The 17,243-nt window shown below is 45.7% G+C and carries 15 protein-coding genes; 10 read left to right on the top strand and 5 right to left on the bottom strand.

Going from position 1 to position 17,243, the window contains the following annotated elements; all coding sequences use genetic code 11:
- Window positions 1-56 precede the first annotated feature (56 nt).
- The 7 genes from uhpA (at window position 57) to R7Q46_RS00635 (ending at window position 9,780) form a co-directional block, all read left to right on the top strand.
- Window positions 57-665, top strand: a complete 609-nt coding sequence (uhpA, locus tag R7Q46_RS00605) for a transcriptional regulator UhpA (protein WP_005376090.1) — start codon at window positions 57-59, stop codon at window positions 663-665.
- The gene (gene uhpB, locus R7Q46_RS00610; RefSeq protein ID WP_318077220.1) at window positions 665-2,167 is read left to right on the top strand and encodes a signal transduction histidine-protein kinase/phosphatase UhpB; all 1,503 of its coding nucleotides are present in this window, start codon (window positions 665-667) and stop codon (window positions 2,165-2,167) included. The genes uhpA and uhpB overlap by 1 nt, the downstream gene beginning before the upstream one ends.
- Window positions 2,168-2,173: 6 nt before the next feature.
- Window positions 2,174-3,514 (top strand): MFS transporter, encoded by a 1,341-nt coding sequence (locus tag R7Q46_RS00615; RefSeq protein ID WP_017634643.1) that lies wholly within the window; start codon window positions 2,174-2,176, stop codon window positions 3,512-3,514.
- Window positions 3,515-3,638: 124 nt separating this feature from the next.
- Entirely contained in the window at window positions 3,639-4,856 is a 1,218-nt protein-coding gene (gene manA / locus R7Q46_RS00620) for a mannose-6-phosphate isomerase, class I (RefSeq protein ID WP_005388002.1), read from the top strand.
- A 351-nt stretch (window positions 4,857-5,207) separates the two neighbouring features.
- Window positions 5,208-6,470 carry a hydroxymethylglutaryl-CoA reductase gene (locus tag R7Q46_RS00625; RefSeq protein ID WP_161441634.1) on the top strand — a complete coding sequence of 421 codons (1,263 nt, stop codon included), beginning with the start codon at window positions 5,208-5,210 and terminating at the stop codon, window positions 6,468-6,470.
- Window positions 6,471-6,876: 406 nt separating this feature from the next.
- Window positions 6,877-8,445, top strand: coding sequence for a DUF1800 domain-containing protein (locus tag R7Q46_RS00630; protein WP_064369239.1), 1,569 nt, complete (start codon window positions 6,877-6,879; stop codon window positions 8,443-8,445).
- A gap of 9 nt (window positions 8,446-8,454) precedes the next feature.
- On the top strand, window positions 8,455-9,780 hold the full coding sequence (locus tag R7Q46_RS00635) for a DUF1501 domain-containing protein (protein WP_053349916.1): 1,326 nt from the start codon (window positions 8,455-8,457) through the stop codon (window positions 9,778-9,780).
- Window positions 9,781-9,866: 86 nt separating this feature from the next.
- Here the strand turns inward: R7Q46_RS00635 and R7Q46_RS00640 are convergent, their stop codons facing one another.
- On the bottom strand, window positions 9,867-10,961 hold the full coding sequence (locus R7Q46_RS00640) for a ketoacyl-ACP synthase III (RefSeq protein ID WP_005387993.1): 1,095 nt from the start codon (window positions 10,959-10,961) through the stop codon (window positions 9,867-9,869).
- Between the two features lie 162 nt (window positions 10,962-11,123).
- On the opposite strand from R7Q46_RS00640, the gene trxC reads away from it, so the two are divergent.
- Entirely contained in the window at window positions 11,124-11,558 is a 435-nt protein-coding gene (gene trxC, locus R7Q46_RS00645; RefSeq protein WP_213871126.1) for a thioredoxin TrxC, read from the top strand.
- A 176-nt stretch (window positions 11,559-11,734) separates the two neighbouring features.
- On the top strand, window positions 11,735-12,895 hold the full coding sequence (locus tag R7Q46_RS00650; RefSeq protein ID WP_213871127.1) for an MFS transporter: 1,161 nt from the start codon (window positions 11,735-11,737) through the stop codon (window positions 12,893-12,895).
- A gap of 57 nt (window positions 12,896-12,952) precedes the next feature.
- On the opposite strand, the gene R7Q46_RS00655 is transcribed toward R7Q46_RS00650, so the two are convergent.
- Together R7Q46_RS00655 and R7Q46_RS00660 are read right to left on the bottom strand one after the other, a co-directional pair.
- Entirely contained in the window at window positions 12,953-13,342 is a 390-nt protein-coding gene (locus R7Q46_RS00655) for a nitrous oxide-stimulated promoter family protein (RefSeq protein ID WP_005387988.1), read from the bottom strand.
- Window positions 13,343-13,356: 14 nt separating this feature from the next.
- Entirely contained in the window at window positions 13,357-13,866 is a 510-nt protein-coding gene (locus tag R7Q46_RS00660) for a GNAT family N-acetyltransferase (RefSeq protein ID WP_005387984.1), read from the bottom strand.
- Between the two features lie 136 nt (window positions 13,867-14,002).
- Between R7Q46_RS00660 and R7Q46_RS00665 the strand changes: the two genes are divergently transcribed.
- Window positions 14,003-14,194 carry a DUF2986 domain-containing protein gene (locus R7Q46_RS00665; RefSeq protein WP_005376066.1) on the top strand — a complete coding sequence of 64 codons (192 nt, stop codon included), beginning with the start codon at window positions 14,003-14,005 and terminating at the stop codon, window positions 14,192-14,194.
- 49 nt (window positions 14,195-14,243) lie between these two features.
- Here R7Q46_RS00665 and R7Q46_RS00670 read toward each other — a convergent pair whose 3' ends face one another.
- Both R7Q46_RS00670 and R7Q46_RS00675 read right to left on the bottom strand, forming a co-directional pair.
- Window positions 14,244-16,415, bottom strand: coding sequence for a TonB-dependent receptor (locus tag R7Q46_RS00670; protein WP_005376064.1), 2,172 nt, complete (start codon window positions 16,413-16,415; stop codon window positions 14,244-14,246).
- A gap of 89 nt (window positions 16,416-16,504) precedes the next feature.
- Window positions 16,505-17,242, bottom strand: a complete 738-nt coding sequence (locus tag R7Q46_RS00675) for a siderophore ferric iron reductase (protein ID WP_042520969.1) — start codon at window positions 17,240-17,242, stop codon at window positions 16,505-16,507.
- Between the last annotated feature and the right edge of the window lies 1 nt (window position 17,243).

Below are 17,243 nucleotides of genomic sequence, written 5' to 3' on the forward strand. Positions count from 1 at the left end.
ATTGGCTCCTGTTGGAGCTTATTGTTGTTAGTCGTCTGCTCTATTTGGTTGTAATAATGATTCATGTTGCTCTAGTTGATGATCACGTCATCGTGCGTTCAGGTTTCGCACAATTATTAAATTTAGAAAGTGATATTACCGTTGTCGGTGAATTCGGCTCTGTCGCCGAAGCGCGCAAAGGCTTGCCTGCGGTACACCCTCATGTCGTCATCCTAGATATCTCCATGCCAGATGAAAGCGGCTTAAACTTTCTTAGCGAAATACCAACTGGCATTGCCTGCGTGATGCTTAGCGTGCATGACTCCCCTGCGATGGTGGAAAAATCACTAAAGCTAGGTGCAAAAGGCTATCTTAGTAAACGCTGTAGCCCAGACGAACTTATTCAAGCCGTGAGAACCAGTGCTTCTGGCGGCTGTTACCTCACATCAGATATTGCACTTAAACTTGCAACGCCTAGCGACAACACCACCTCTCTATGCCAACTGACAAAACGTGAAAACGAGGTATGTCAGCTACTTGCGACCGGGTTGGATGTAAAGTCTGTCGCGGCAGAGCTTGGCTTGAGCCACAAGACCGTGCATGTGCATCGTGCGAATGCCATCGACAAACTCGGCGTGAAAAACAACGTTGAGCTCGCCAAACTATTTTCTCAAGAGTCCTTTTAATGCGAGCTTACGCTGTTACCACCATTTGCGGACTATTTGTTATGGCTTGCGCCTGGTTCTGCTTATGGGTGATTGCCTATTACTTTGTCAATGATCCCGAACTGGCGATCTTATTGTTTCCTTTCGCTTTAAGATTAGGTGTCGCCCTGCACACTCGCACCGCTTATTGGCCGACGATTTACCTTTCGGAGTGGGGACTTTCCATCGCACTTGCGATCTTACTGGGTCAACCGCAGTGGCTTACCGTGCTGATTGCGAGCATTGCCAGTATCCCGGTCACTCTGATTGCGAAAAAATACTACTACGGAGACCAAAACCGCCATTTAGCCGTGATGAGCGCAGTCATTATCATTAGCGCGTTTATTAATGTGATGGCCGTTGGTTTTCACGTTCCTTCGGTTTACATGGTATGGCTGGCTAGCATTTCTGGAGGCTTGCTCGTGGTGCCTATGTGCTACTTGTTATGGAGTTATTTGTTCCAAAGTCGTTGGTCTCCGCTTAGCTCTCTCCTACTAAGTAATGCCGTTGTATTTCAGGTGCGTCATATCGTGCTTTATGCGCTACTTTTGATCGGCAGTATTTTGGTGCAAACCAGTTTGCCTGAAGAGCTAAAACGATTTGCGCCGTTTTGTATGGCGATTCCAATCATCGTGCTTGCTCTGCATTACGGCTGGCAAGGTGCTCTACTCGCCACCATGCTCAACAGCATTGCGCTGATTGCGGCTCGCAGCGGCGTATCAAATCTAGAAATCACCGATTTGTTATTATCTCTCTCGGCGCAAACCATCACCGGCATTATGCTCGGCTTAGGGGTTCAGAAACAAAAAGACCTCAATCACAAACTGCGCGGCGAACTTGCACGCAATCAGAATTTGTCTCGCCAGCTTATCAAAGCGGAAGAATCGGTAAGACGCGATATTGCGCGCGAGCTACATGACGAAATTGGACAGAACATCACGGCGATCCGCACACAAGCCAACATCATTAAGCGGGTAAATAACGCCGAAACAAGCGTGGGTTGCGCCGACATGATCGAAGGGCTTTCCCTAAACGTGTACGACACCACTAAGCGACTGTTAAGCAAGCTAAGACCAAAAATGCTGGATGATTTGGACTTGAAAGAATCCGTCGAGCAACTGACGCGAGAGATGGAATTTGCCAATCACGGAACGGCTGTTCAACTGAACTGGCAAGGCGATTACACCAACTTGAGTGACACGCTCAAAGTCACCCTATTCCGTTTATGCCAAGAGTCATTGAATAACGCCGCCAAATATGCAGAAGCGCAGTTGATCAGTATTGAACTGACGATCGGAGAAGCGGCGGTGTCACTAATGATTCACGATGATGGTGTCGGTTTCAAAGTTCAGGACAGCATGAAAGGCATGGGCGTTCGCGGCATGCAAGAGCGTGTGCACGCGTTAGGTGGAAAAATGGTTATCTACTCCACCAGCGATCAAGTGATCGGCACACAAATCAGCATTACTTTACCTAAGGTGTAACTCAAGATGTTTGGATTTTTACGTTCACCTAAATTTACTCAACCGAGTCTGAGCAACGAGCAAATCGACCAGCGTTACCGCCATTGGCGTTTGCACATTATGTTGGGGATGTACATCGGCTACGCAGGTTTCTACTTTACCCGTAAGACCTTTAACTACGCAGCACCAGCGATGATCACCGACCTTGGCTTAGATAAAGGCGACTTGGGTCTTATCGGTACACTTTTCTACATCACCTACGGCTGCTCGAAGTTTATTTCTGGCACGATTTCGGATCGCTCTAACCCTCGTTATTTCATGGGATTAGGATTAATTGCGACAGGTCTGGTCAATATCGCGTTCGGTTTTTCTAGCTCACTCGCGGCTTTCATTACTCTGTGGATCTTAAACGCCTGGTTCCAAGGCTGGGGCTGGCCTTCATGCTCCAAGCTGTTAACCACTTGGTATTCACGTTCCGAGCGTGGCTTCTTATGGGCGATTTGGAACACCGCACACAACGTTGGTGGCGCGCTGATCCCTATTTTGGTGGGCTATATAACGTTGCACTACAGCTGGCGTGAAGGTTTTATTCTACCCGGCATCATCGGGGTATTACTCGGTCTATTCGTTTGTTGGCGATTGCGCGACAAACCCACAACAATGGGTTTACCAAGTGTCGGCCAATGGCGCAACGACGCACTAGAACTTGCGCAAGAAAATTACGGACGTGGCCTCACCTACCGAGAAATTCTGAAATCGTACGTATTTAACAACAAATACATCTGGCTACTCGCGTTCAGTTATGTGTTGGTTTACATCGTCCGAACCGCAATCAACGACTGGGGAAACCTGTATTTAACCGAGCAGCATCACTATAGCCTGATTAACGCCAACGCTGCTCTGTCGATGTTTGAAATCGGCGGTTTTGTTGGTTCATTAGTTGCGGGTTGGGGTTCAGACAAACTCTTTGGCGGTAACCGCGGACCAATGAACTTGCTGTTCGCGATTGGGATTTTTTTATCTGTCTCTGCGCTTTGGCTGATGCCCCTGACCAACTTTGCGTTCCAAGCCGCGGGATTGTTCTCCATCGGCTTCTTTGTCTTTGGACCACAAATGCTGATCGGTATGGCGGCGGCGGAGTGCTCTCACAAAGATTCTGCCGGCGCGGCAACAGGATTCGTGGGCTTGTTCGCCTACATGGGCGCAGCATTGTCTGGTTATCCACTGGCGTTAATTCTTGAAGAATATCATTGGACGGGTTTCTTCATCACCATTTCAGTTTGTGCAGCCGTCATTGGCCTTTTGTTACTGCCATTTTTGCAAGCGCAACCATCACGAAAACCACTCGAACCAAAACCTCGGTTGTAAATCGACTTATCGCCCTTCGGGCAAATTGGCGAGTGACCTAACCGCGCTCGCCCACCTTATTTAACGTATCTCTGCTCAATTTTTCTTCCGATTCAGTTCGGAGGGTTAACTATGGGAAAAATTCATGAATTTGAACACTATTTCATCGCATAGCTTCTTTCAAATGAACAACAAAATCCAAAACTACGCTTGGGGAAGCACCTCTTCTATTCACGATTTGTTTGGCTTTTCTAACGAAACGAATGAGCCTCAAGCAGAAGTATGGATGGGTACTCACCCAAACGGCTGCTCTGAAGTTCAGATTGAGCAAAACACGCTGCCTTTGTCTGAACTGATCAAACAAAACCAACCCGCTTACTTATCAGCAGAAACCGCAGCGAAATTTGGCGACCTGCCCTTTCTGTTTAAGATCTTAGCGGCCGAACATGCACTGTCGATTCAAGTTCACCCAAGCAAACAAGATGCCGAAATAGGCTTCGAAAAAGAACAAAGTGCCGGGATCCCACTAAACGCAAGCCATCGTAACTACAAGGATCCAAACCACAAACCTGAGTTGGTGTACGCGCTGACAAGTTACCAAGCCATGAACGGTTTTCGCTCGTATGCCGAGATTATTGAGGCATTTAGCCTTTGCGATATCGATGAGCTACGCGCGCCTCTTGACACATTCAAACGCGAAATCAACTCACAAGGTTTACGCGATTTCTTTGTGCACATTCTTACCATGGAAGGAGAAACAAAAGAGCGAGCACTGAAACAGCTTCTTGCCCACGCTTCACGTCAATCGGAGCAAGGCACTGACAGCGACGTTTTCCAGCTCATCTTGGATCTATCCACTCAATACCCTGGCGATGTCGGCTTGTTTGCGCCATTACTGTTGAATGTCATCACGCTGCAACCTGGCGAAGCGATGTTCCTGAGCGCAAGAACGCCACACGCTTACATTAAAGGTACGGGATTAGAGATCATGGCGAACTCAGATAACGTTTTGCGTGCAGGACTCACGCCGAAACACATGGATGTTGAAGAACTGGTTAAATGCACAGACTTTGTGCCTAAGCCGTTTAACAGCCTTGTTCTAGAACCCAATGCCGATGGTTGCCAAAGCCTTTATCCGGTCCCAGTGGCAGACTTTAGTTTCAGCATTCTTAACCAACCGAACAATGAAGTGGTTGATGCCAATAGCGCAGAGATTTTGATGGCGATTGATGCCGACCTGACACTCATCAGTGATAACGGTGAGACGTTAACCGCCGCGAAGGGACAATCTGTATTTGTTCCTGCTTACGTTGGCCATTACCGTATTCAAAGTGCGGGACGTGTGGCTCGCGCCTTCAACTAGTTTTTGAACAACCGATTCAAACTAACGTCTGACCCAAGGGACTGGGTTAGACAATTTATTCCTTTCATAGATTGAACCATTCCGCTCTTAAGGCACTCATGCTTACACCTTGTCGAATCAAAACACCTACAGGCCAGTTTCTCTAAAAGCCATAACCTCCCGGATCTACCATTTACTCAACATTCATTGTCAAAACCCATTTATGTCCGATAAATTCGTCGCTCCAATATCAAATCACTTGGATAATAAAGGCGCTTACACAGTGGTATTTGTTGCAAAACGTATAATCAACGTTGTAATCAAAGCCTCAATCACTACAATCTCTGGTTCGATTTTTCAGTTAACGTTTGTATGCCGAAGTTAAACCAAGATAACCCTGTTCAAAGCTCCGCCCTTTCCGATATCGAAACCAGCAGTAAGATTCAATCGGCATTAGAACCGAAGTTTCACAAGCCAGAGAAACGTCTCTGCTTAAGCCCTGGCCTATCGGATAAGCATTTGGCGCGCCGTTGGCAAGTATTGGAACACGTGACCAATAAAGATCATCTCCTTGATCCTTTCACGCAGTCACACCGCGATGCTTACTCCAACAACATCGAGCACTTCATTGGTACTGTTAATGTGCCGGTCGGCATTGCAGGCCCTTTGCGCGTCAACGGCTTGTATGCGAACGATGACTTTTTGGTTCCGCTCGCAACGACAGAAGCCGCGTTAGTCGCTTCCTACAACCGTGGCGCAAATCTTATCACCGCCGCTGGTGGCGCGAGCGCATTGTTACTAAGTGAAGGGGTGAGCCGAACACCAGTATTCGCCTTTAATCACCTTGCTGACGCCGGCCAGTTCGTCAGTTGGGTTGTGACCCAGTTTGACGTATTTCGTCAAATTGCGGAATCCACCACCTCACATGGCAAACTCAAAGACATCAATGTAAATATCGAAGGAAACCATGTTTATTTGGTCTTTGAATACGTGACTGGTGACGCTTCCGGACAAAACATGGTGACCATCGCAACAAACGAAGTGTTCCATCATATTTTGGCGACCAGCCCAATCAAACCAACTCAAGCATTCTTGGATGGCAACTTATCAGGCGACAAAAAACCAAACGCACACACACTGCGCTCGGTACGCGGTAAGAAAGTATCCGCCGAAGTGACCATTCCTGCTGAGTTGGTGGAAAAATATCTGCATACGACGCCGGAGTCTATGGTTCAATTTGGCAAAATGACCACGGTGGGTGGTTTACTCAGCGGGACAATTGGCGTCAACGCGCATTACGCAAATGCCCTTGCCGCGCTTTACATTGCTTGTGGTCAAGATGCCGCTTGCGTTGCAGAGTCTGCCATTGGAATCACTCGTATGGATGTGGACGCTCAAGGCAACTTGTACGCGTGCGTGACCTTGCCAAACATCATGGTGGGAACGGTTGGCGGTGGTACTGGCCTTCCAACGCAAAAAGCATGTTTGGATATTTTGGGTTTGCACGGCAACGGCAATGCGAAAGCGTTAGCCGAAGTCGCAGCTTCGCTTTGTCTGGCTGGCGAACTCTCGATTGTGGGCGCATTTTGTGCCGATCACTTTTCTCGTGCTCACCATAAGCTTGCCCGAAAATAACCTTTGTTGCTTTGTACAAGAGAACATCCGTGTGGTTTTCTCTTGTGCAAACCAATGGACTTTATTTATTGGCTCAATAATTTCTTGAAACTAACTTAAGCCTTAACAAACATACCAATCTCTTGTTAACCGTACTTTAGCTGTCCCCCTTCTATATCCATTGCGATATCTCTGCTTGTTACTCTTCATTGGCCATATTTAATATCAGTATCTTAGAAAAATAGCATCAAAAACTTCTAGCACTATAGTACCAAATTCATCGTTTGAGTTTTTTGTTCACCACTTATAGCTACTATACTCGCCTATGCAGCTGCTTGATTTTCATAAATTTACTAAACAGCTCAAAAGAGCTTAATAACTCCCGTTAAATGGACTTAAATCGTTACTTCGGGTAAGCGAGTTAACTATGAGACGTCAGAAGCTAAATAAAATCTCTGCTTGGGTACTAGGATTGGCTATCTTATTGCTGAGCCATGTGCCTAATGTATCAGCACAAATACAGCAATCCCCATCCGATCAAACCGTTGCGCGTTTTCTCTATCAAACCTCTTTTGGACCAACACCTGCGTTAATTAATGAGGTTAGGGAAAACGGGTTAGAGGATTGGATACAGAAACAAATCAACCTGCCAGCAACCTACCATCAACCACTTTATCAAACGCCTTTTTCTAAAGGCCTACAGTCAAACCGCGAAAATGCTTGGTATCAAATTGTTGTTACTGCTGAAGATCAGCTTAGGCAGCGAACGGCTTATGCATTGAGTCAGATCGTAGTCGTTTCTCGTTATGGCGGCGTTCTTTCCAGCAAACCTACAGGGTTAGTGAATTACTACGATCTGTTGGTTGAGCATGCGTTTGGCAACTACCGAGACCTGTTGTATGACGTTTCCATCCATCCAGTCATGGGGAGCTATTTGTCTATGCTCGGTAGTGCAAAAGAAAATAGTGCGACAGGAACGCTTCCCGATGAGAACTTTGCTCGAGAGTTAATGCAGTTATTCACTATCGGTTTGTATGAACTCAATTTAGATGGCAGTAAAAAGCTAAACCACGCAACAGGCAAACCTATCCCCACGTACAATCAAACTGATATTCAAGAGCTCGCGCGAGCATTAACTGGATGGAAAAATTCCGACATCGCATTCGTGAAACCGATGCGAGTTATCAGTCAACGGCACGACACCGGCGAGAAGCGATTTCTAGGGAACGTGATCCCATCGGGTCTAACCGCACAAGAAGAGCTTTCAAAAGTGATTGATATGTTGATGTCTCACCCAAATGTTGCTCCATTTGTTTCAAAGTTACTTATCCAACGTTTGGTCAGTTCAAATCCAAGCCCAGAGTACGTCGCGCGTGTTGCTACGATATTTAACAACAATGGGGAAGGAGAAAAAGGCGATCTAACCGCCGTTGTTCGAGCCATATTGCTCGACCCTGAAGCATTAGGGATGACGGATACCCCGCCTATAAAAGTGAAAGAACCGATACTGGTCCTGACTAATTTTCATCGAGCATCAGGTTTTACGATTAAAGGATCACGTTACGAAGACGCAACAACGATGATGAACATCGCTAATCAAGGGCCGCTTCGTTCTCCTTCCGTGTTTAATTTTTACTCTCCAGACTATCAGCCGTCTAACGAGTTTACGGAGTCTGGTATTAACTCTCCAGAGTATGAACTTCTCAATTGGTCTGTTTATACCGATTTGGTCAACTATATGTTAACCAGCACTCGTAGAGGAGGTGGTGATTCCTACCACTTCGATCTTAACGAGTTTTATCTTCTTCTGGACGATCACCGTGCCTTAGTCGAATTGGTTAACGAGCGTTTCTTTGCTGGAACGGCTTCTGCTGAATTGAAAGAGCTCATGCTCACCGCCCTGAATGATTATCGTGGGGACTATGTGCCAACAACAAAACTCGCTCTAGTGATATTTACCGCCATTTCTGGCGACGAATTCTATATTCAGGATTAGGAGTGAATTATGGATATTTCACGACGACATTTTATACAAAGCACGCTATCGATGGGCGCACTAGCCTCTCTTAGTCTGCCAGGTTACTCTCTCGCAGCGCCATCCAATGACTTTCGAGCATTAATATGTGTGTATTTAGCAGGCGGAAACGATGCATTCAACACCATACTGCCATTATCGGAGGCGCACTATCGTCAATATTCCAAAGTCAGAGGGCCACTCTCTGTCGCCAAAGAAGACATACTCCCTATCAATTTAAGTGCTGTCGATAGCTCAAATCACCCAGTGAAGCTCGGCTTACACCCAAAGTTAAATGCGTTAACTTCCGTTTTCGAACAAGGCGATGCCAGCATCGTGCTCAATAGTGGCATTCTCAACCATCCCGTCACCAAACAAGCTATTGAGCAAGGTGAAGCATCACTTCCCGAGCAACTGTTTTCTCATAATTCTCAAACAGACGCTTGGTTACTTGGTGGAATGAGCGAGTCTAAAAATCTTGGTTGGGCTGGCAGAATGTTGGATGTATTAAACTCTGAATCAGAAATAACACCGCTATACAGTGTGCATGGCAACTCGCTTTGGTTACGGGCAATGGAACACCGCCAAACCGTCCTGAAAAAAGATCGCGCAGTTCAGCTTACCGCGATTGATAACCCGCTATACAAGGGGATCTATGATCGCCTTCTCTCTCATCAAACTGACAATCCATTTAATGGTCATTTTAATTTGATGGTTGATGAGTCGATGGTAATGAGTAGTGTACTGAGCGAGCAACTCAACCATATTGCTGACGAGCCGCTGTTTACGTCATCGACGCTCGGCAAGCAGATGCAAACCGTGTACAAATTGATAGCAAGCCAAGATGTCCTGAAGCAGCAACGACAAGTCTTTTTCGTTAAACACTCTGGGTATGACCTACACGATTCGCAACTGGCACGTCATCCAGTGTTACTTGAGGATCTCGCGACAAACCTTTTAGCAATGTATCGTGCGGTCGAACGGTTAGGGCTAAACAAGCAAGTCACCTCTTTCACTATGTCTGACTTCGGTCGACGGATGATGAGCAACGGAAATGGTACTGATCATGGCTGGGGTGGCCATCAACTATTAATTGGAGGCGCGGTAAATGGGAAACAACCTATCGGTACATGGCCGGAACTAATACTGGGCGGAAACGATGATTACTCTCAAGGCCGACTCATACCCAAAATTGCCGCTGATCAAGTTGGTTCAACACTAGCACAGTGGATGGGCGTGAGTGATAACGCTGCACTGGAATACGTGTTCCCGAACATCCGTAATTTTACCCATTCAAACCTGGGTTTTATGGCTTAAGATATTTTACAGGTTAGCTGTAGAACACATCATCAAATAAGGGAGCCTCGCGCTCCCTTACTCATCTTATGTTTGCAAAGTGTCCGTTACACCTCGTCGCGACGGCGTTCGTTACACAGCTTAATGGCACGTTCAAGTAATTCTAGCGCGGATTGCTCACATTCAGGCAGAACCGCATCACTTTCACCAATTGGCGTTACGCGGTCACCCCATTTCAATACTGCCGCACCCCATGTCAAACCTGCACCAAACGCAGCAAGAAGCATGTTATCACCTGGGTTAACTCGACCTTGCTCTACCGCTTCACACAATGCAATTGGCACCGTCGCAGCTGAAGTATTGCCATAGTTTTGAATGTTAACAAACGCTTTGTCGTGTGGAATTCCAGACAGGTCACACAAGGTTTGAATAATACGAATATTCGCTTGATGCGGAATCACAACATCGATTTGTTCCGTCGTTAACTGTGATGCTTTCAGTACGGTTTTCGCAGCTAGCCCCATGCCTTTTACTGCACGTTTGAAAATTTCTTGTCCTACAAAGTTGAAATCCCAGTAACCGTTGTCTTCCGCAAAGCGATCCATACAAGTACCAAACTTTGGTACGGACAGAATATCGCGGCCTTTTGCGTCACAACCGATTTGAGACTGTAGTAAACCCGTTTCTTTTTCCGTTCTTGATAACACAACGGCGCCCGCACCATCACCAAATAGAACAGCGGTATCTCGCATTGCCCAATCGATGTAGAAAGACAATCTTTCCGCACCAATAATGATCGCGTTACGATAGTTACCTGATTGAATCAAACGTGTGCCCGTTTCTAGGCCATAGACAAATCCCGTACATGCGGCATTTAAGTCAAAGGCAGCGGCTGCACGAATACCTAGGTTCTGCTGTACCTTAGACGCGATATTTGGAATCAATGAATCTGGTGAACAAGTCGCCACAATGATTAAATCCACGTCTGTTGCATCGACGCCTGCTCGAGCTAATGCATGTTTAGCAGCAACGGTCGCCATGTCTGACGTGTTTACATGACTAATACGGCGGTTTTCGATACCAGTGCGGGTACGAATCCACTCATCGGAAGTATCGAGGAAAGTGCTAAGATCATCGTTAGAGAGCACGGCTGGCGGAACACATTTCCCCCAACCTGTAATTTCAGCGTAGTAATTTGTCATCGCAGACCTATTTATTGTTGTATTTTAATAAAATTTCTTAGAACCTTAGGCTCAAATACAAACCTGCGCTGCGTTATTTCGGCAGGTTAAAAAATAAGTATACAAATAATGAGGCTGACTGGTAAGTCATGTTTTCATCAATACGTAATAAAGGAAGAAGTCATGTCATCGTTTAAAACTCGCTGCCCTTCGTGCGGCGGTCTAAATCGTGTCCCTAATGAGCGCGTTGCCGAATCTGCAACTTGCGGTAAATGTAAAAGTGCACTTTTAGACGGCTCGCCTATCGAAGGTACACAAGATAACTTTTCTGCTCTATTACAAAGTGATATGCCTGTTGTAGTAGATTTTTGGGCCCCATGGTGCAACCCGTGCGTTGGTTTTGCTCCTGTTTTCTCTGATGTTGCTCATGAGCAAGCCGGAACGGCTCGTTTTGTTAAGATTGATACCGAAACTCAACAACAACTTGCGGCGCAATTTGGTATTCGCAGCATTCCTACCATTATGGTTTTCAAAAATGGTCAACGTGTTGATATGATCAATGGTGCGTTACCTAAAACTCAATTTGATCAATGGTTAAATCAAGCACTTACTAAATAACCTTCCACGCCAACCTTGTTTGTAGGTTGGCGTTTTTATGCAACTTATCAACCTATCTAGTTAATAAATATTATTTGTCGAAACGACTTAAATTTATCATTTTACTTGCCTAACTATTAGCCTCATATTCGCGCCGAATAACCCTTAGATTTCATTTAACTTATAGGCGCAAAACAGTGGAAAACACAGTCGTTCCTGCAGCATCACCACGAGTTACAGTTCCAGTCGTCGCACTGTCTCTTTATGCGGTGGCTTCGGGCTATTTAATGAGCTTGATCCCTCTCATGCTCGGTGAATACAACATCTCAGCAGATTACGCGAGTTGGTTGGCGAGTGTGTTTTATGGCGGCTTATTAACCGGTGCTATTTTTATTGAACGTATCGTACGTCAAGTTGGTCACCGTAACGCGTTTATTGGTTGCTTGGCCGTATTTTCGCTAACTATCGTCACACTACCCGTGTTTGCTAACGGATTGATGTGGCTTGCCGCTCGCTTTATTGCGGGTATCGCGGTTGCTGGTGTTTTTGTCATTGTTGAGTCTTGGCTAATGTCTGGAGACGAAGCATCGCGTGCGAAACGTTTGAGCTTGTACATGCTATCGCTTTATGGTGGTTCAGCATTAGGCCAGTTTGGTATTGGCGTGCTTGGCGTAAGTGGCGGCGTTCCGTTTATTGCGATCACGACGTTGATCCTAATGGCGATGCTGGTGCTAATGTTCATTGAGTGTGAGCAGCCAAACAGCCATGAATCAACCGCTTTATCATTTAAGCAAATTGCCAAACTAAACCATGCAGCAATTATTGGTTGTATTGTTTCAGGTTTGACCTTAGGCGCGATCTACGGATTAATGCCAGTTGAGTTAACTAACCGTAAAATTAGCCATCAAGACATTGGTACATTGATGGCGCTAGTGATTCTAGGTGGCATGCTAGTTCAACCAATGGTGACCGCGTTAAACAAATACATGAGCCGCACAGTGCTAATGGCGTTTTTCTGTATTTTGGGTATTTTTTCGATCGGTATGACGTTTATTTCCTCGTCAGCCGTGGTATTGGCTGCTGCATTATTCTTTTTAGGTGCAGCTACTTTTGCTTTGTACCCGATTGCAATCAACTTAGGTTGCGAAGGTCTTGATGAACGCTTTATTGTCTCTGCGACACAAGTCATGCTGTTTAGCTACAGCATCGGCTCTGTTGCTGGTCCTGTTGTCGCTGATAAATTCATGGGCCAAGAACACGGCTTGCTAGGCTACTTGTTTGCCGCTTTGGTTGCGACTGGCGTATACATGCTACTTGCTGCGAGCAAAACCAAGCAGCGTATGGCCGCTGGCCTCTAATCACGCCGCTTCTACTCAACGAACTCAACGAAAACGAGGGCATGCCGCCCTCGTTTTTTATTCTTCGCATTTTTGTTTAGATAAACGCTTGTGACGGTTTGACGCGTTCGCTGCAGGCTTTTCCGGTACCATGCGCTTTTCATGAAGCAAATGACGAACCGCCAAGATGGGATGTTTCAGTAACATTCTGGGGCCAGAGTAACGCATGACCAAACGCATTTGTTCTTTCGGCTCTGGTTTGTAGCAGTGAATCGGACATTTATTACACGTCGGTTTATTCTCTCCATAAGGACAGCGGTCGAGGCGCACTTCTGCGTATTCAAGCAGCTCACGACATTCTGAGCATAAGTCACGTTTTGTTCCATGATGGTCATGACAGTAAACCTCTACCATGGCTTTTACTGTCTTAAATTCAGTGGCGAGTTTGCCAAGTAAAATATCGCTCATGCGCTATCCAAAAATCACAACATCATTGTGTAAAGTTCTAACGTGCGGCCATTATCATATTGCTGCTCAACTCGTTCAAACTCAAAGCCCAGTTTTTTGAGCAAACTTATACTACGAATATTGTCATTGTTGGTGATGGCAACCAAATTATCGAGTTTCATTTCCTCTCTAGCGTATTCCAGCACTGCGGTTGCAGACTCCGTTCCGTAGCCGTAGCCATAAGCGGAAGGTAAAAATCCATATCCGAGATCATAGTGTTGTAATGTGTCACGTTTAACCAACCCACAAATCCCGATGGGTTGCCCATCTTCTTTCTTCTCTACAACGAGTAAACTCACGCCTTTAATTTGTTGCATGCGTAGCATGTTTTCTTTTATGTAACGCGCCGCTTCATATTCGGTACGAATTTGTTTGTCTCCGACAAAACGGTAGAAGTCTGGGTGGTTATAAAGTTCTAGTATAAATGGTGCATCATCTACACTCACAAGACGCAGTATCAAACGTTCGGTGTACAGTGTTTTCATTTGGGCTCCATTAAAACGCGATAGATGATTGGACATAGGAACGTACTTGAATTTTGCGACCGATACCGGCGCTTATTTAGTTGTAACTTGATAAAAAAGTAACTATCCTGCCTCGCTAAATTAAAGGACCACCACCATGAACCGCAAGAAGAAAATCAATCAGATCTTGAAAGCGAAGCAGAAGAAGCATAACGCTAAGCTACATAAGAGCAATAAGCCGCGTTATATCTCCAAAGCTGAACGCGCGAAAATGGAAGCTGAAGAACAAAACCAAGCTTCAGAACACACGGAAAACGTTGTAGACACAGCGCAGACAGATCAAGCCTAAAAGAAAAGCCGCTTTCAGCGGCTTTTTTGATATTCGGAGAGAGTTAGCTTTAGTATTCGACACTGTAGTTCAGTGTGAATGTGCGACCTCTTCCTTTGTAGTCGTACGCTGCTGCATCGTAGTGTGCTGCATAAAGAATCTGCGCACGTTGTCCCCAAGCGGTTGTGTAGTCTTCGTCAAATAGGTTTTGAATACCAAAACCTAACTGCCCGATAGGTAGTGTTACGTTACCAAGAAGATCAAACGTAGTGTATCCATCTAGTTTATTGTTTGCGTCATCTTCGTAATCAAACATCGTCTGGCTTTGTAAACGTACTGAATAGCCATCCTGATAGTAAGCCGCCCACGCGTTCGCTTTTGATGTACTTGCTTTACCCGCGCTTAGATCTTCCCACTTACCGTTGGTTTTCAGCTCAGAAACCACATAGTGACCTGATGCACCTAACAAAATATCACGGTTTACCCAGTAGTTAATGTTTGCTTCGGCACCGTATACACGTTGCTCGTCATCAACATTGGTGATTAGGAGCGTCTTCTTGTCATACTTGATTGAGTTATCCGAAACCGAGTAGTAACCCGCCGCTTGCAGTGCGACAGTATCCGTATCTAATCGGTAACCAATTTCATAGCTGTCCGTTTTGATGCCCGACATTTTTGAGTCAGATACATTAATGCTATTGTTCAACGCGTAGTGACCATTTGCATCCGCGGCATCGTAGCTACCTTGGCCGTAGTACTTTGCAGGATCAGCGAGTTCGAAACCTTGAGAGAAGTTCGCCCAAAGCTGAGATTCATCGTTAAGCTGATAAATAGTGCCCAAATTAAATAAGCTCACAGAGTAGTCAGTGCTGCCACCTGGTACCGCATCCGCTGATACACCATTACCCGATGCGATCTTCTTTTGTATACTATAGGCAACAAAATCATCAATCTTATTGTCCATGTATTGGTAGCGGTAGCCTGCTTGTACTGACCAATCTTGATTGATTTGGTAATCCCCTTGGACAAACATTGCGTAAGACGCCACATCAACATCTGGGTAACGCCCCACTTCGGCATAGGTTCGATTAATTAAGTTCCCAGAGCTGTTCGCAATGGTTGGATCGAACAGAGCCTGGTTACTTTCAAAACGGTCTAAGTACGCATCGACACCATAAACAAGTTTGAATGACTCCCAGCTTTTAGCTAACGCTAAGCGCCCAGCAAAAACTTCTGTTTTTTGTTGAGAGGCACTTTGGTAATAAGGAGTAAAGGTTTGGTCTTCACTACGGTAAGATAACTCGCCTATCAGTTGATGACCGAATACGCTGTCGTGAGCGTAGTTCGCACTTAAGAGAACTCGCTCTGTACCATGTTCACGGTCGGAATCGAACCCCTCTCGTACATCAACAAATTTATTGTTAACAATGTACAAACCGTATGGCGAATCTTGCTGGCTGTCATAGTATTGTGCGACAAGGTTTAACTTGCTGGCATCGGAGATTTGAATCTCGGTCGATCCCATAACATCGAGCGTTGAATTGTACTGCAAAGAGCCCTGTGAAATGTCTGGGGTGACAATGTCGCCATTTGCGTCAAATGCACCTTGTGTCTCGGTGTACACAACCGAACCTCTAGCGGTAATTCGCTCATTACCACCCGAGATAGACTGAGCGAGTTTGTAATCAAAGTCATCGCTGCTATTAAAGCCTGTAGTGCCACTCACGTAGGATTCAAACGACAAGTCATCCGAGTACGCTTTCTTGGTGATAATGTTAATAACACCACCAGTAGCGCCTGCACCATAAATGGAGGTTGCACCAGATAGTACTTCAATTCGCTCGATGTTGAATGGGTCTATTGCGTCTAACTGACGACTAATCGGGCGAGAAGACTGTAACGAGACACCATCAATCATTACCAACATTGCTCTACCGCGAAGGTTCTGACCATAGTTAGTTCGACCACCGGTGCCGACGTCTAAAGAAGGGATGGTTGCAGAAAGAATATCACCCAGTGTCTTGCCCGCACGATATTGCTGAGCAATCTCTTCTTGGCCAACAAACCAAACCGTTCCTGGAATATCGGAGATCGATTTCGGCATCACACTGCCTACAACAACCAATTGCTCATCGCTCGGAGTCGATGTTTGTTGAAGATCTTCTGCTGCTATTGAGCTAACTGCGTATCCACTGCTCATCGCAAGTACGATGAGATTGAAAGAAAACGTCCTTTTCATCATTGTATTTATCTTTTTGTTGTCAACAAGAGCATGCAATGATACTTATTCTCACTCTCAAATCGAGCACTGTTACACAAGTTAAATAAATGTTAATTAAGAACCTTCTTGCTCATAAGCTGTCGATTTTCCTCTAAACGAGGACAATCTGCACAAAGCTTTCTGCCTTCACACTTATAGACTAAACAACAACTTTTTCTTACTAACTTTAGCGGCTGATCAGATTCCGTCTCATGAAGTGAGCGGCTATTATCAACATCCAAACCCATTGCGCTTAGCCACAAGACCGCATGCTCCTGAAGTGTCGAGTTAGTCATTTGCGGAAAGCGCTGTTGGAGACGAATTAAACAAGCCATGATTCCGTCCGACATCAATTGATGGGTGAAGCCAGGACGAATGCGTGTCCATTGACTCATCTCTTGTTGATAGAAGTCGAACAGTTCTCGGATTTGACGCCCCGCCTCTTTTATCAACGCTTCTGGCTCGCCATGTATATGCGCTTCGTCGGCGAATCGGTACCCAGAAACAAAACAAGGTTTGAGGTGCTGCGCTATCTCGCGAATGTTTGGCAACGTGTGGTAACCGTAAATAGAGATGAATGCGACATAAACTGGCTGCCAACAAAGTAAATCCCACGTTCTTGTCAACCAATATGCTTTTCCCGCTTCCGGATGAGCCTCCGAGATTTGCTGGTAAAGGCCTTGGATGATCGGGTTGATATCATTCTCGATATGGATAGCTTCTTGCCCTATCTCGCCGATATCACCGTGTAGGTAAGGTGTAATCTCACTCGAAGTTTGAAACAGTTGCGGGAAAAATTGCTCAGACATG

The organism is Vibrio sp. 811 (assembly GCF_033339195.1).